The organism is Salipiger sp., assembly GCF_048261495.1.
Lineage (GTDB): Bacteria > Pseudomonadota > Alphaproteobacteria > Rhodobacterales > Rhodobacteraceae > Salipiger.
Genome location: NZ_JBLXFX010000005.1, coordinates 269,223 through 284,149 on the forward strand (window position 1 = coordinate 269,223; position 14,927 = coordinate 284,149).

20 protein-coding genes are annotated in these 14,927 nt (G+C 67.7%); 17 read left to right on the forward strand and 3 right to left on the reverse strand.

The annotated features are described in order from the left end of the window. Positions 1–87: 87 nt before the first annotated feature. The gene (locus ACN0RJ_RS12630; RefSeq protein WP_417724483.1) at positions 88–537 is read right to left on the reverse strand and encodes a YqaA family protein; all 450 of its coding nucleotides are present in this window, start codon (positions 535–537) and stop codon (positions 88–90) included. A 39-nt stretch (positions 538–576) separates the two neighbouring features. Beyond that, positions 577–1,149 (reverse strand): NYN domain-containing protein, encoded by a 573-nt coding sequence (locus ACN0RJ_RS12635; RefSeq protein WP_417720235.1) that lies wholly within the window; start codon positions 1,147–1,149, stop codon positions 577–579. A 142-nt stretch (positions 1,150–1,291) separates the two neighbouring features. On the opposite strand from ACN0RJ_RS12635, the gene folK reads away from it, so the two are divergent. The 12 genes from folK (at position 1,292) to ACN0RJ_RS12695 (ending at position 11,008) form a co-directional block, all read left to right on the forward strand. After that, the gene (gene folK / locus ACN0RJ_RS12640; RefSeq protein ID WP_417720236.1) at positions 1,292–1,852 is read left to right on the forward strand and encodes a 2-amino-4-hydroxy-6-hydroxymethyldihydropteridine diphosphokinase; all 561 of its coding nucleotides are present in this window, start codon (positions 1,292–1,294) and stop codon (positions 1,850–1,852) included. Positions 1,853–1,932: 80 nt separating this feature from the next. Continuing rightward, positions 1,933–2,286, forward strand: a complete 354-nt coding sequence (gene rpoZ / locus ACN0RJ_RS12645) for a DNA-directed RNA polymerase subunit omega (RefSeq protein ID WP_417720273.1) — start codon at positions 1,933–1,935, stop codon at positions 2,284–2,286. Between the two features lie 42 nt (positions 2,287–2,328). Next, a complete protein-coding gene (locus tag ACN0RJ_RS12650) occupies positions 2,329–4,470 on the forward strand; it encodes a RelA/SpoT family protein (RefSeq protein ID WP_417720237.1) in 2,142 nt (713 codons plus the stop codon). Positions 4,471–4,573: 103 nt separating this feature from the next. Then, entirely contained in the window at positions 4,574–5,224 is a 651-nt protein-coding gene (locus ACN0RJ_RS12655) for a DUF2062 domain-containing protein (RefSeq protein ID WP_417720238.1), read from the forward strand. Between the two features lie 108 nt (positions 5,225–5,332). Next, positions 5,333–6,085, forward strand: coding sequence for a pyridoxine 5'-phosphate synthase (locus tag ACN0RJ_RS12660; protein ID WP_417720239.1), 753 nt, complete (start codon positions 5,333–5,335; stop codon positions 6,083–6,085). Then, positions 6,082–6,525 carry a hypothetical protein gene (locus ACN0RJ_RS12665; RefSeq protein WP_417720240.1) on the forward strand — a complete coding sequence of 148 codons (444 nt, stop codon included), beginning with the start codon at positions 6,082–6,084 and terminating at the stop codon, positions 6,523–6,525. The genes ACN0RJ_RS12660 and ACN0RJ_RS12665 overlap by 4 nt, the downstream gene beginning before the upstream one ends. Continuing rightward, entirely contained in the window at positions 6,522–6,923 is a 402-nt protein-coding gene (gene acpS / locus ACN0RJ_RS12670; RefSeq protein WP_417720241.1) for a holo-ACP synthase, read from the forward strand. Before ACN0RJ_RS12665 ends, acpS begins: the two co-directional genes overlap by 4 nt. Before the next feature lie 137 nt (positions 6,924–7,060). Next, positions 7,061–7,897 (forward strand): signal peptidase I, encoded by an 837-nt coding sequence (gene lepB / locus ACN0RJ_RS12675; RefSeq protein ID WP_417724484.1) that lies wholly within the window; start codon positions 7,061–7,063, stop codon positions 7,895–7,897. Positions 7,898–7,945: 48 nt separating this feature from the next. Next, positions 7,946–8,623: a ribonuclease III gene (gene rnc, locus ACN0RJ_RS12680; RefSeq protein ID WP_417720243.1), complete on the forward strand. Its 678-nt coding sequence runs from the start codon at positions 7,946–7,948 to the stop codon at positions 8,621–8,623. Between the two features lie 221 nt (positions 8,624–8,844). Then, complete coding sequence (locus ACN0RJ_RS12685; RefSeq protein ID WP_417720244.1) at positions 8,845–9,732, forward strand: DMT family transporter; 888 nt, start codon at positions 8,845–8,847, stop codon at positions 9,730–9,732. Positions 9,733–9,762: 30 nt separating this feature from the next. Then, complete coding sequence (gene era / locus ACN0RJ_RS12690; protein ID WP_417720245.1) at positions 9,763–10,671, forward strand: GTPase Era; 909 nt, start codon at positions 9,763–9,765, stop codon at positions 10,669–10,671. A gap of 4 nt (positions 10,672–10,675) precedes the next feature. Continuing rightward, a complete protein-coding gene (locus ACN0RJ_RS12695; RefSeq protein WP_417720246.1) occupies positions 10,676–11,008 on the forward strand; it encodes a DUF1491 family protein in 333 nt (110 codons plus the stop codon). A gap of 163 nt (positions 11,009–11,171) precedes the next feature. Here the strand turns inward: ACN0RJ_RS12695 and ACN0RJ_RS12700 are convergent, their stop codons facing one another. Then, a complete protein-coding gene (locus ACN0RJ_RS12700) occupies positions 11,172–11,780 on the reverse strand; it encodes a Pr6Pr family membrane protein (protein WP_417724485.1) in 609 nt (202 codons plus the stop codon). A 111-nt stretch (positions 11,781–11,891) separates the two neighbouring features. Between ACN0RJ_RS12700 and recO the strand changes: the two genes are divergently transcribed. From recO to ACN0RJ_RS12725, 5 genes are all read left to right on the forward strand, one after another. After that, the gene (recO, locus tag ACN0RJ_RS12705; protein ID WP_417724486.1) at positions 11,892–12,626 is read left to right on the forward strand and encodes a DNA repair protein RecO; all 735 of its coding nucleotides are present in this window, start codon (positions 11,892–11,894) and stop codon (positions 12,624–12,626) included. 71 nt (positions 12,627–12,697) lie between these two features. After that, positions 12,698–13,360: a CDP-diacylglycerol--glycerol-3-phosphate 3-phosphatidyltransferase gene (gene pgsA, locus ACN0RJ_RS12710; RefSeq protein WP_417720249.1), complete on the forward strand. Its 663-nt coding sequence runs from the start codon at positions 12,698–12,700 to the stop codon at positions 13,358–13,360. Positions 13,361–13,362: 2 nt separating this feature from the next. Beyond that, positions 13,363–13,608: a molybdopterin converting factor subunit 1 gene (gene moaD / locus ACN0RJ_RS12715; protein WP_417724487.1), complete on the forward strand. Its 246-nt coding sequence runs from the start codon at positions 13,363–13,365 to the stop codon at positions 13,606–13,608. Between the two features lie 10 nt (positions 13,609–13,618). After that, positions 13,619–14,059, forward strand: a complete 441-nt coding sequence (locus tag ACN0RJ_RS12720) for a molybdenum cofactor biosynthesis protein MoaE (RefSeq protein ID WP_417724531.1) — start codon at positions 13,619–13,621, stop codon at positions 14,057–14,059. Positions 14,060–14,142: 83 nt separating this feature from the next. Next, positions 14,143–14,913, forward strand: a complete 771-nt coding sequence (locus tag ACN0RJ_RS12725) for a FadR/GntR family transcriptional regulator (protein WP_417720276.1) — start codon at positions 14,143–14,145, stop codon at positions 14,911–14,913. Positions 14,914–14,927: the final 14 nt, after the last annotated feature.

Sequence of the window (14,927 nt, forward strand, 5' to 3'; positions counted from 1 at the left end):
GCGGTCTCCTGTCGGCCCAGAGGTAAGCCCTCGGGCGGGCGGGGTCCAGAGCGGGCGCTGCGGGAATTCGCCTGTGTTCCGGTTGCGCTAGGGCACGCCTCCCGCCGCGAGGACGGTGGCCCAGGCCAGAACCATGTAGCGCCCGGTCTTGGCGACGGTCACCAGCAGCAGGAACAGCCAGAGCGGCGTGCGCATGATCCCGGCGATCACGGTAAAGGCATCCCCCAGCGGCGCCCAGCTGAGAAGCAGCGTCCAGACGCCCCAGCGCACGTACCAGTCCTGCGCTCGGGCGAGCTGCGCCTCGGTCACGGGAAACCAGCGGCGATGCCGGTAATGTTCGATCCCCAGTCCCAGCGCGTAGTTCACCACCGCGCCGAGCACGTTTCCGATGCTGGCGACGACCACGAGAAGCCAGACCGGAACCAGCGTTCCGATCTGCAGGCCGACGAACACAACCTCCGACTGAAAGGGGAGGATGGTCGCGGCGCCGAAGGCGGCCAGGAACAGGCCGCCCAGGCTCCATACGTCAGTCAGCATGGTGGCGGAGCCTCATCCCCACAAAGCCCCGCACCAGCCTCAGTTGCCGTTCGCGACCTCGAAGTTGCGTTCGGCCTGCTGTTCGCGCGGCGGACGGCCGATGACTTCGCGAAGCTCGTCGAGCTCGATGAAGTTGTCGGCCTGGCGGCGCAGTTCGTCGGCGATCATCGGCGGCTGGCTGCGGATGGTCGAAACCACCGACACCCGGACGCCCTGACGCTGCAGCGATTCCACCAGCGGGCGGAAGTCGCCGTCACCCGAGAACAGCACGATGTGATCGACGCGCGGCGCGAGCTCCATGGCATCGACGGTGAGTTCGATGTCCATGTTGCCCTTGACCTTGCGTCGGCCCTGGCTGTCCGTATATTCCTTCGCGGGTTTCGTCACCATGGTGAAGCCGTTGTAATGCAACCAATCCACCAGGGGGCGGATCGGCGAATACTCGTCATTCTCCAGCAGGGCAGTATAGTAGAATGCGCGCACCATCTTGCCACGGCGCACGAATTCCTGGCGAAGCAGTTTATAGTCGATATCGAACCCGAGCGCCTTTGCAGCGGCGTACAGATTCGATCCGTCTATGAACAGCGCCAGCCGTTCGTCCTTGTAAAACATCAAATGTCCTTTCAAGCAATCGGGAGCGCCGCGGTCGTCCGTGAGTGTAAAAAAATCGGCGCGCCCAGTTCGCCAAGATTAAACTTTTCAAGGCGGGTTTCAACCCGCGTACGATACCCTGAAGGATAGCCGAAAGTACCCTTTGGAACAAGAAATCCTCATCGCCCTCGGCTCGAACCTCGGTTCCGAGGCCGGCGACCCGGCCGAGACGGTCCGGGCCGCATTCCGATCCCTGACCGCCAGGAACCTGATCTTGCGGCGCACCAGCCGGCTTTACGCAACACCTTGTTTTCCGGCCGGGACCGGGCCCGATTACGTGAATGCCTGCGCCGTGATCGCGGGGGCGGGAGACGCCCCCGGCATCCTGACCCTGCTGCACGAGGTGGAGGCGGAATTCGGCCGCCTGCGGCGCGAGCGCTGGGGGAGCCGGACGCTCGATATCGACCTGCTCGCCATCGGCGGGACCGTGCTGCCTGACGTTGCGACACAGGCGGAATGGCGCGCATTGCCGCCGGGTCAGCAGATCGGCAGGACCCCCGATCGCCTGATTCTGCCGCATCCGCGTCTGCAGGACCGCGCATTCGTGCTTGTGCCGCTCTGCGATGTGGCGGCAGACTGGGTGCACCCGCTGCTCGGCCGAAGCGCCGCCGAGCTCTGTGCCGCCCTCCCCGCGGAGGCGCGCGCCGAGGTCGTGCCCTTGTGAACGACTCCCGCCTTGTCAAGCGGGGACAGGCGCGTTAGATATGCCCTTTCTGACGGCAACCCGCAAAGGTGAGACGCTCCATGGCCCGCGTGACGGTAGAAGATTGTGTCGACAAGGTTCCCAACCGGTTCGAGCTGGTGATGCTCGCGTCGCATCGCGCCCGTGAAATCGCGGCAGGCGACGCGATCACGGTGGATCGCGACAATGACAAGAACCCGGTCGTGTCGCTGCGCGAAATCGCCGAGGAAACCCAGTCCGCCGACGAGCTGCGCGAGCGTCTGATCGAGAGCCACCAGACCCAGATCGAGGTCGACGAGCCCGAGGACGACAGCATGGCGCTGCTCATGGGTGCCGAGCAGGACAAGCCCGCCGAGGACGATCTGTCCGAAGAGAAGCTGCTCCGCGCCCTGATGGAGGCGCAGGGAGAAAACTGAGGTCCCGGCCCGGTTCGGCGGGCCAGGTAAGGATAGACGCCCATGATCGCGGCGGAAGACCTGGTTGCCCTGGTCCGCAACTACAATCCCAGAACCAACGAAGCCCTCATTCGTGCGGCCTATGACTATGGCCGCGCGATGCACGACGGGCAGATGCGTCAGTCGGGTGAACCCTATTTCACCCACCCCGTCGCCGTCGCCGCCATCCTGACCGAGCAGCAGCTCGACGATGCCACCATCATCACCGCCCTGCTGCACGACACGATCGAGGACACCCGCGCCTCCTATGCCGACATCGCCGAGAAGTTCGGTACCGATGTGGCCGAGCTGGTCGACGGCGTCACCAAGCTGACCAATCTCCAGCTCTCCAGCTCCGAAACCAAGCAGGCCGAGAATTTCCGCAAGCTGTTCATGGCGATGTCCAAGGACCTGCGGGTGATCCTGGTCAAGCTGGCCGACCGGTTGCACAACATGCGCACCATCAAGGCGATGCGCGCCGAGAAGCAGATGCAGAAGGCGCGCGAGACGATGGACATCTTCGCCCCGCTCGCGGGCCGGATGGGCATGCAGTGGATGCGCGAAGAGCTCGAGGATCTCGCCTTCCGCGTGCTGAACCCCGAGGGGCGCGCCTCGATCATCCGCCGCTTCATCACGCTTCAGAAGGAAGCGGGCGACGTTATCCACCGCATCACCGGCGACATGCGGCACGAGCTGGACGAAGCCGGGATCGAGGCCGAAGTCTTCGGCCGTGCCAAGAAGCCCTATTCGATCTGGCGCAAGATGCAGGAAAAGGGCATGGGTTTTTCCCGCCTTTCCGACATCTACGGCTTTCGCGTCATCACCCGGTCCGAAATGGACTGCTACCGCGCGCTCGGGGTGATCCACCAGCGCTGGCGCTCGGTGCCCGGCCGGTTCAAGGATTACATCAGCCAGCCCAAGAGCAACGGCTACCGCTCGATCCACACCACCGTGTCGGGCCGTGACGGCAAGCGGGTCGAGGTGCAGATCCGCACCCGCCAGATGCACGAGGTCGCCGAAACCGGCGTCGCCGCGCATTGGTCCTACCGCGAGGGCGTGCGCTCCGAGAACCCCTTCGCCGTCGACCCGGCCCGCTGGATCGCCTCGCTGACCGAACAGTTCGACGCCGAGGAAGACCATGACGAGTTCATGGAGGCGGTGAAGCTGGAGATGTATTCCGACAAGGTCTTCTGCTTCACCCCCAAGGGCGACGTGGTGAAACTGCCGCGCGGGGCGACGCCGCTCGACTATGCCTATGCGATCCATACCCGCATCGGCTCGGCCTGCGTCGGGGCCAAGGTCGACGGCATCCGCGTGCCGCTCTGGACCCGGCTGAAGAACGGCCAGTCGGTCGAGATCATCACCGCCGACGGCCAGACTCCGCAGGCGACCTGGCTCGACATCGCCACCACCGGCAAGGCTCGCACCGCGATCCGCCGGTCGCTGCGCGAGGCCGGGCGCGAGCGCTACATCCGCCTCGGTCACGAACTGGCTCGGTCGGCTTTCGAACACGTCGGCAAGAAATCCACCGAGAAGGTGCTGGAAAAGGCCGCCGCCACCCTGCGCCTCGTCGATGCGGACGAGGTTCTGGCCCGGCTCGGCAGCGCCGAACTGACCACCCGCGAGGTGGTGCACGCGGTCTATCCCGACCTCAACCCCGCGGACGAGGCCGAGGTCGACGCGCATCGCGCGGTGATCGGCCTCGACCCGGACGGCAAGGGCTTTACCCGGGCGCGCTGCTGCCAGCCCCTGCCCGGAGAGCGCATCGTCGGCATCACCCAGCGCGGCAAGGGCGTGATCGTGCACGCGATCGACTGCGAATCACTTGCCGCCTTCGAAGCGCAGCCCGACCGCTGGCTGGACCTGCACTGGGCCGAGGGAACCCACCCGGCCGCCTACGATGTCAGCCTCGAACTGACCGTGGGCAACGATGCGGGCGTGCTGGGCCGGGTTTGCACCTTGATCGGAGAGCGTCTGGGCAATATTTCGGACATGCATTTTGTCGATCGGAAACCCGATTTCTTCAGAATTCGCGTGGATATTGAGCTGAGGGATGCCGAACATCTTCATTCGGTGATTTCGGCCCTCGACGCCGAAGGCGATGTGGCTTCGGTCAGCCGCCGGCGCGATCCCACGCTTGCCGCCGTGCCGGCCGCGGCGGAATAGGCAACCGCCGCAACGGCGGAAACAGAGCAGTTGCGCGGCCGCACCGGCCGCAGAAGGACAAACACGCGGCCGGAGGTCGCAGCAGGACAGATCGGACGGACCCTTGGTCTTCAAACGCCGCGACAGACGACCCCTCTGGAGGATCGTGCTGGAACTGTTCTGGCCGCGCGGCGGCTGGGGGCGGGCGGCCCGCTACGTGCAGCATCGCCTGCACCGCCTGCCCGATCCGCCCGAAAAGATCGCTCGCGGCATCTTTGCCGGGGTCTTCACCACCTTCACGCCATTCTACGGGATGCATTTCGTGGTCGCCGGGCTGCTCGCCTGGATCCTGCGCGGCAACATCATCGCCGCCCTGCTCGGGACCTTCTTCGGCAATCCCCTGACCTACGTGCCCATCGGCATCGCCGCGCTGCGCACCGGCTACTGGCTGCTGGGCATCAACCGCCACGAGCCGCACCACAGCTCCCTCCTGCACAAGTTCACCTATGCTGGCGGCGAACTCTGGGACAACCTGATCGCCTGGGTCCTGCGGGAACCGACGGACTGGAGCGATCTGCAGATCTTCTACCACGAGGTCTTCTACCCCTACATGATCGGCGGCATCCTGCCCGGCATCATCTGCGGGCTGACGGCCTACTACCTTTCGGTCCCGGTGATCCGCGCCTATCAGAACCGCCGCAAGGGCGCGCTGAAGGCCAAGCTCGGCGCGCTGAAAAAGAAAAAGCCCGCCGACACCCCGCCGCCCTCCGATTGATCCGCCCCGCACCGGGCGCGCCGTCACCCCGGCGCGTCACGGCGCAAAACCCGGTTTCCCCGCGTCCGAAGGCGTTCTAATGTCCTCGCAAAACCGGATGAGGACTCCATGACGACTTTTGCCGGACGCCTCCGACTCGGCGTCAACATCGACCACGTGGCCACCGTGCGCAACGCGCGCGGCAGCGCCTATCCCGACCCGCTGCGCGCGGCCCGGATCGCCCAGGAGGCAGGAGCCGACGGCATCACCGCCCACCTGCGCGAAGACCGCCGCCACATCTCGGATGCGGATATCGACGGGCTGATGGAGACGCTGACCGTGCCGCTCAACTTCGAGATGGCCGCGACCGACGAAATGCAGGCCATCGCCCTGCGCCACCGCCCGCACGCCGTCTGCCTCGTCCCCGAGAAACGCGAGGAACGCACCACCGAAGGCGGGCTCGAGGTCGCGCGCGAGGAAAACAGGTTGGCGCATTTCATCGCCCCGCTGCGCGAGGCCGGATGCCGCGTCTCGATCTTCATCGCCGCCGACCGGCCGCAGATCGAAGCCGCCCACCGGATCGGTGCCCAGGTGATCGAACTGCACACCGGCGCCTATTGCGACCTGCATGCCGAAGGCCGGACGGACGAGCGCGACGCCGAACTCGGGCGCCTGCGCGAGATGGCCGCCTTCGCCCACGATCTCGGGCTGGAGGTGCATGCGGGTCACGGGCTCACCTACGAAACCGTGCAGCCCGTCGCCGCCTTTCCCGAAGTGATGGAACTGAACATCGGTCATTTCCTTATCGGCGAGGCAATCTTCATGGGCCTCGGCCCCGCCATCGCCGAAATGCGGCGGCTGATGGACGAGGCGCGGTCATGATCCGCGCCGCCCTTCTCGCCCTCATCGCCGCTGCCTCGCCGGTCACCGCGGCGCAGGTGAGCGATTGCGACCGGGCCGAGGCCAATGCCCGCAACCTCGCCCGCCCCTTCTCCGAGGCGACGCGCGAATATGCCAACGGCAACATCGCGCTGATCTACCTGCTGCAGGACGAACCCGCCTGCTGCGGCGCCGCGGTGATGGTGACCGTGCCCGACCCCGAAATCGGCTACGGCACCTGCCACTTCGTCACCTCGGACGACGGCATGGGCTGGTCCTCGCTGTCCCTGCCCGGCGCCACGGCGGCCTATGACGCCGCCAAGGGGCTGACGATCACCGTTCCGGGCACCCGTTTCGACCAGAACCGGCAGGATTTTGCGCCCTTCCTTCTGGAAATCGTCGTCAACCAGGCCGATGCCGGGGTCGAGGCGCGCGACCATTGATCCTGGGAATCGGCACCGATCTCGCCAATATCGACCGGATCGCCGCCACCCTCGAGAGGTTCGGCGACCGCTTCCGCAACCGGGTCTTCACCGAGACCGAACAGCGCAAGGCCGAACGCCGCAAGGATGTCGCGGGCACCTACGCCAAACGCTGGGCGGCAAAGGAGGCCTGTTCCAAGGCGCTCGGCACCGGGCTGCGCATGGGCATCTCGTGGAAGGACATGGCGGTGTCCAACCTGCGCACCGGCCAGCCGGTGATGGAAGTGACTGGCTGGGCGCGGGAGCGGCTCGACTCGATGACCCCGCCGGGGCATGACGCCATCATCCACGTCACGCTGACCGACGATCACCCCTGGGCCCAGGCCTTCGTGGTCATCGAAGCCCGGCCGCATCCCTGACGGCGGAGCCCGCGCAAATCTTTTCCGAAAAGATTTGCAAATTCCTTGGAAGGAATTTGCGCCGCGCCCCACCCGCCTTGACACTTCGGACCCGCCCGCTCATGTAGCCGGGGCGCAAGGTCGAAGGGGCGTTCATCATGGCAAAGACCGAGAAATCGGGCGGCATTCTCGAAACCGTCAAGACGGTGGTCTATGCGCTGCTGATCGCCGGGGTGTTCCGGACCCTGTTCTTCCAGCCCTTCTGGATTCCCTCCGGCTCGATGAAGGACACGCTGCTGATCGGCGATTTCCTCTTCGTCAACAAGATGGCCTACGGCTATTCCTACGCCTCCTGCCCCTCGCTCTACATGCCCGGCTTCGGCATCGACATCGACGCCAAGGACATCTGCGGCTGGCTCGACGGTGACGCCAACGGCCGTCTCTTCGGGTCCGAGCCCGAGCGCGGCGACGTGGTGGTCTTCCGCCATCCGGTCACCGGGCGCGATTTCATCAAGCGGTTGATCGGCCTGCCCGGCGACCGCATCCAGATGATCGACGGCGTGCTCCAGATCAACGGCGAGCCGGTGACGCTCGAACCCGCCGGCGTGTTCTCCGAGACCGCGGAGCGTCAGGGCCCCGAAGGACTGCCGCCGCGCTGTGAGAACGGCCCGGTCGGCGAAGGCGGCGTCTGCGAGAAATCCCGCACCCGCGAAACCCTGCCCAACGGGGTGAGCCACGACATCCTGAACATCGGCCAGTCCCCCGCGGACAACACCAATGTCTACACCGTCCCCGAAGGCAACTACTTCATGATGGGCGACAACCGCGACAATTCCACCGACAGCCGTTTCTCGACGGCCGCGGGCGGCGTCGGTTTCGTGCCCTTCGAGAACCTGATCGGCCGCGCCAACCGCGTGGTGTTCTCTTCCGCCGGACGCTCCATGCTGTACTTCTGGACCTGGCGCGGCGACCGGTTCTTCCACAAGATCGACTGAGCCCGTCCAGGGGCCAGAAGACGGGGGGCGCCCCCGGCACGAGATGACATGAAACGTTCCGCCGACCTCATCGCGCTGGAAAAGCGCCTCGGCCACCAGTTCGACCGGCCCGAGCTTCTGCGCCGCGCGCTCACCCATTCCTCCATGTCCGGCCCCGGCCGCGAGGACAACCAGCGGCTCGAATTTCTCGGCGACCGCGTGCTCGGACTGGTCATGGCCGAAGCCCTGCTGACCGACGACCGCAAGGCCTCCGAAGGGCAGCTCGCGCCGCGCTACAATGCTCTCGTCCGCAAGGAAGCCTGCGCCGACATCGCACGCGAGATCGACCTCGGCGCCGCGCTCAAGCTCGGCCGATCCGAGATGATGTCCGGCGGGCGCCGCAAGATGGCCCTGCTCGGCGATGCGATGGAGGCGGTGATCGCCGCGGTCTATCTCGACGGCGGCTTCGATGCCGCGAAGGAGATGATCCTGCGCCTCTGGGGCCCCCGCGTGGCCGAGGTCGAAAAGGACGCCCGCGACCCCAAGACGGGGCTGCAGGAATGGGCGCAGGGGCGCGGAATGCCGCCGCCCGCCTATGTCGAAACCGCCCGCTCCGGCCCCGATCACGCCCCCGTCTTCACCATCGAGGTGCGGCTCGAAACCGGCGAAACGGCGCAGGCCACGGCAGGCAACAAGCGCCAGGCCGAACAGGCCGCCGCCCGCGCCCTGCTGGACCGGCTGGAGTGATGGCCACGCGCGGCTTCGCCCGGGGACTCGAAGACGTCCGGCCGCCGCGCCTCCCTTGCGCGCGCGCCGGCGCCCCGGCGAGGCCCCCGGCCCATACCGTCCCCGTGCCCGCCCGCCAAAGTGGCGCGGCCCTCCGGCCCGCCCGACGCCATGCAGGGGGCTGACGTGGCGACCCCCGGCGCCACGATCCCCCGCATTCCCCTGCGAAAGGTGCAAACCCCGTGACTCCCAATCTTCGCGGCGCGCTGTGGATGATCCTGGCCATGCTCGGCTTCGGCATAGAGGACGCCTTCTACAAGGCCGCCGTCGCCACCGGCGGCATCTCTCCCGGCGTGGCGACGATCCAGTTCGGCCTGACCGCGATGGCGCTCTACGCGCTCTTCGCGCGCCAGCAGGGGGTGCCGGTCTGGTCGCCCGACTACCTGCGCAAGCCGCTGCTGATCCGCACCGGGTTCGAGATCATGGGGCGGCTGTTCTTCGCCCTCGCCCTCGCCTTCACGCCGCTCTCGACCACCTCGGCCATCCTGCAGGCCGCCCCGCTGGTGGTGATGCTGGGGGCCGCGCTGGTGCTCGGCGAAACCATCGGCCCCCGGCGCTGGATCGCCATGGCGGTGGGCTTCACCGGGGTGCTCCTGATCATCCGCCCCACCCCCGAGGCCTTCCGAGCCGATGCCGTCCTCGCGATCCTCGGCATGATCGGCTTTGCCTGCCGCGATCTCGCGACCCGCACCGCGCCGCCGCATGTGCATGCCGCGCAGCTCGGCGTGCTGGGCTTTGCCGTGGTGACCTTCGCCGGGGTGCTCATCACGGTTTTCGAACCGCACAACATCCTGCCCTCGCCCGCCGCCGCGGCCCTGATCTGCGGCACCGCCATCGCCGGGGTGATCGGCTACACCGCCATCACCTGGGCCATGCGCACCGGCGAAGTCTCGGTCGTCGCCCCCTTCCGCTACGCGCGCCTGCTGGTGGCTCTGGTGCTGGCCTACACGATCTTCGACGAACGGCCCGACGCGCTGACCCTGGCCGGCGCGGCGCTGATCGTCACCTCGGGGGCCTGGTCGCTCTGGCGGGACGGCAGGGCTGGCGCGCGGGCGCGAAAACCGCTATGAGCCTCGGCTTGCAGCAGGAGCCAACCCCAGATGACCACCCGCGCCGGTTTCGTCGCCCTGATCGGAGAGCCCAACGCGGGCAAGTCCACCCTCACCAACCGCATGGTCGGGGCCAAGGTGTCGATCGTGACCCACAAGGTCCAGACCACCCGCACCCGCATCCGCGGCGTGGCGATGGAGGGCGACACCCAGATCATCTTCGTCGACACCCCCGGCCTGTTCCGGCCGCGCCGCCGCCTTGACCGGGCGATGGTTGCCGCCGCCTGGGGCGGAGCCTCGGATGCCGATATCATCGTGCTGCTGATCGAGGCCCATCGCGGCATCACGGAAGGGGTCGAACGCATCCTCTCCGGCCTCGCCGACCAGTTGCCCAAGGGCAGCAAGGTCGCGCTGGCGATCAACAAGCTCGACCGGGTCAAGGCCGACACCCTTCTCGCCCTCTCGCAGGAGATGAACGAGAAATACCCCTTCTCGCAGACCTTCATGATCTCCGCCGAACGCGGCTACGGCGTCGACGACCTGCGGCAATGGCTGGCGCAGGAACTGCCCGAGGGCCCCTGGCTCTACCCCGAAGACCAGATCGCCGACCTGCCGATGCGGATGATCGCCGCCGAAATGACCCGCGAGAAGCTGACCCTCCGCCTGCACCAGGAACTGCCCTACCAGCTTACGGTCGAAACCGAACACTGGCAGGAACGCGAGGACGGCTCCGCCCGCATCGACCAGATGATCTATGTCGCCCGCGACGGCCACAAGGGCATCATCCTCGGCCGCAAGGGCGAGACGATCAAGGCCATCGGCCAGGCCGCCCGCGCCGAGATCGAGGAATTCCTCGGTCGCAAGGTCCACCTCTTCCTGCAGGTCAAGGTCCGCGAGAACTGGCAGGAGGAATCCGAGCGCTATTCCGAGATGGGCCTAGATTTCAAGGACGGCAACTGACGGCATGTCCCGCCTCACCGCCCGTTTCTGGGTCGATGCCTACCTGCGCCGCCTGTCGCTGCACGACATCCCCGCCTTCGTCACCGCCCATGGCGACGACACCGCAGGCGCGATCCTGGTCAAGCTCGCCACGCTCGACGGCAGGGCAAGCGCCTTCGCGCGCGAATGGGACATGATGTCGGACACCCGCCGCTGGGTGCCCCTCGCCGACGGTCCCGAGGCCGAGGTCGACGCCGCCATCACCCGCCAGAAACGCTTCGATCCCGACCTCTGGGTGATCGAGGTCGAAGACCGCAAGGGCCGACACCTTCTGGACGAGGACGGCCTCTCCTCCTGACGCCCCCCCCGCGTGTCTTCTTGTCGAAAATACGCAGATCCTACCCTTTCCACGCCGCCGGACTTCCCCGCAGGGGCGTCACGCCGGCCGGAGGCGTGGAGACGACGGGCCCTGCCCGGCGGCGACGACCCTGCGCGGCGCTTGCGCCGCACCGCCGGATCGCTCAGCGACGATGGTGGGGCGCCAATGCCCGCGCCAGCGCCACCACCGCCAGCCCTCCCGCGAGGAACGCCGCGCCCAGCGCCAGCACCCAGAGCCCGACGCCATCCCAGCCGGACCGCCCGGGGTCGAGAAAGTAATACGGATGCCGCCCGTCCACCGCACCCCGGATCAGCGCATAGCCGACATAGGCGGCGGGCCAGAGCAGCCACCAGACCGCATGGTGCGGGGACAGCCCCGCCTTCGGCGCGAAGCGCAGCCACCAGAGCGTGACCGCCAGCGGCACGCCGGTGTGCAGCGCCGCATCCGCCAGCGCGCCATGGCCCGACAGTTCCCGCGCGAGCAGCGCGTGATAGACCACCCCGACCAGCACGATCCAAAGCGTGATCGCCGCGCTCCAGACCGCCCCCGGTCGGCGCCCCGTCGCGACGGCGGCAAAGGTCGCGGCCACCAGCGTGTTGGTCAGGATGGTGAAATAGCGCGCCTCCCGCCAGATCTCCTGCCAGACCGTCAGCCCGGGGCGGCGCTCCAGCCCCACGTGGATCTGCAGGGCCAGCGCGCCGGCGGCCAGGCAGGCGACAAGGGCCGCGGTCGTTCGGGCAGTCGGGGTCATCACATCTCCGCGTCGGGGCGCCGCCATTGCGCCCGTCCCCGGCGCCGGGGTCAAGCCCCGACCGCGCCGCGCCACCTTGCCTGCGCGCGCGCCGCGGCGGATAGTGCGGAGATGGACTGGCGCGATACAGGCATACTCCTCTCGGCCCGGAAACATGGCGAAAGCTCCGCCATTCTGGAGGTCTTCACCGCGACCCACGGCCGCCATCTCGGGGTGCTCCGCGGCGGCGCCTCGCGCAAGGCCGCGCCGATGCTGCAGCCGGGCGCCCAGCTCGACCTCGGCTGGCGCGCCCGGCTCGAAGACCACATGGGCGCCTTCACCGCCGAACCCCTGCGCTCGCGCGCCGCCGCCCTCGGCAACCGCTTCTCGCTGGCCGGGCTCAATGCCGTCACCGCGCTGCTGTCATTCTGCCTGCCCGAACGGGAATCCCACCCGGCGTTGTTTGCGCGCACCGAATCCCTGCTCGACCTGCTGCACGACCAGGACCTCTGGCCGCTGGCCTATCTGCGCTGGGAACTCGCCCTGCTCGACGAGATGGGGTTCGGCCTCGACCTGTCGGCCTGCGCGGTGACCGGCACGAACCTCGACCTGCGCTATGTCTCGCCCCGCACCGGGCGGGCCGTCACCGCCGAGGGCGCCGGGGACTGGGTCGACCGCCTGCTGCCGCTGCCGCAGGTCCTGCTCAACAAGGGCAGCGCGGCGGACCCGGAGATCCTCGACGGGCTGCGCACCACCGGATACTTCCTCGAACACCACCTCGCCGGGGCCCTGCGCGACCGCCCCCTCCCCGAGGCGCGTGCCCGCTTTGTCACCCGTTTCGAGAGCCGCGCCCGGGGCCGGGGCTGATTTCCGCATCGACGCGACCCTCCGCCGGAGGTGTATCTTCCCCCTCCCACAAAAGCGCGCTAGGAAGGCCCATGCGCTGGACCCTTCCCAACACCCTGACTGCGCTCCGCCTTCTCGCCGCGCCCGGCGTGGCGGTGATGTTCCTGTATTTCTCGCGCCCCCTCGCGGACTGGTTCGCGCTCGTGCTCTTCGTCTCCGCCGCCGTCACCGACTGGTTCGACGGCTACATCGCCCGCGCCTGGGGGCAGGAGACCAAGATGGGCGCCATGCTGGACCCGATCGCCGACAAGGCCATGGTCATCATCGCGCTCATGGTCATCGTCGGCTATTCCTCGATGTCGCCCTGGCTGGTGCTGCCCGCCACCTTCATCCTGTTTCGCGAAGTCTTCGTCTCCGGCCTGCGGGAATTCCTCGGCGACGTGGCCGGAACGCTCAAGGTGACGAAGCTGGCCAAGTGGAAGACCACCTTCCAGATGATCGCCATCGCCACGCTCTTTGCCCAGGGCGTCTTCGAACACTACCTTGCGGTGACCATCGAGGATCTGGATTCCGCCACGATCAGCGCCATCCTCTCGGGGCGGGCCGAGGACATCCACGGCCTCGGCTGGAAGGAGGCCGGCATGACCTGGACCGGGCATCTCGGGCTGACGCTGCTCTGGGTCGCGGCGACGCTGACGCTGGTCACCGGCTGGGATTACTTCGTCAAGGCGCTGCCGCTGCTACGGGAGGATTGATCATGGACGTGCTCTATTTCGCCTGGGTCCGCGAACGCATCGGGCTGCCCCGGGAACGCATAGACTCTCAGGCGGCGACCGTGGCCGACCTCGTGAAGGAACTGCGCGCCCGCGAAGCGCGCTACGAGGCCGCCTTTGCCGATCTCTCGGCCCTGCGCGTCGCCGTCGATCAGGAGCTCACCTCCTTCGACGCCCCGCTGGCCGGCGTGCGCGAGGTGGCGTTCTTTCCCCCGATGACCGGAGGCTGAGCCGGTGCCGATCCGCATCGTCGTCCAGGAACCCGCCTTCGACTTCGGCGCCGAGGCCGACACCTTTGCCGCGGGACGCACCGACATGGGCGCCGTCGTCACCTTCACCGGCACGGTGCGCGACAGCGCCGGAACGCTGGGGCAGATGGTGATCGAGCATTACCCCGGCATGACCGAAAAGGCGCTCGACAGCATCGCCCGCGAGGCCGAGCGGCGCTGGTCCCTCGGCGAGGTGCTGGTGATCCACCGCTACGGCCCGATGCGGCCGGGCGAGCGCATCATGATGGTCGCCACCGCCTCGCCGCACCGGCAGGACGCCTTCGAGGCGGCGGAATTCCTGATGGACTACCTCAAGTCCCGCGCGCCGTTCTGGAAGAAGGAACAGGGGCGCGACGGCACCGGCTGGGTCGCCTCAAAGGACGAGGACGAGGATGCCCTCAGCCGCTGGTAGGCGGCCCCGGGGTCGTCGGCGCCCTTGCGTCACCCCCGCCAGCGGTCATATGATCTGACCAATTCCGGCCCCAGGTGACCAAAATGCCCTTCCGCCCCGTGCAGTCCGAAAAACTCTCGTCCGCCGTCGTCCGGCAGATCGAACAGTTGATCCTGCGCGGCATCCTGCGCCCCGGCGAACGCCTTCCCGCCGAACGCGAGCTGTCCGAGCGGCTGGGCGTGTCGCGCCCCTCGCTGCGCGAAGCGGTGGCCGAGCTTCAGGCCGGCGGCCTGCTGGAAAGCCGCGCCGGTTCGGGGATCTTCGTCACCGAGGTGCTCGGCTCCGCCTTTTCGGACACGCTGATCCAGCTCTTTTCCCGACACGACGAGGCGGTGTTCGACTACCTGTCCTTCCGCCGCGATCTCGAAGGGCTGGCGGCCGAACGCGCCGCCACCAACGGCACGGAAACCGACCTAAAGGTGATCGACACGCTCTTTTCGCAGATGGAGGCCGCCCACCAGAAGCGCAATCCGGCGGACGAGGCCCGGATCGACGCCGACTTCCACCTCGCGATCATCGAGGCGAGCCACAACGTCATCATGCTGCACATGATGCGCTCGATGTACCAGCTTCTGCGCGAGGGCGTGTTCTACAACCGCTCGATCATGTTCAAGCAGCGCACCACCCGCGATGCCCTGCTGGAGCAGCACCGCGCCATCAACACGGCGCTTCAGGCCCGCGACACCGCCGCCGCAAGGGCGGCCGTCGAGGCGCATCTGAACTACGTCGAACAGGCGCTCGACGCCGACCGCAAGGCGGAACGCGACGAGGACATCGCCCGTCAGCGCTTCGAGAGGATGAAGACCAAGGCCTGACACGGGCCTGCGCT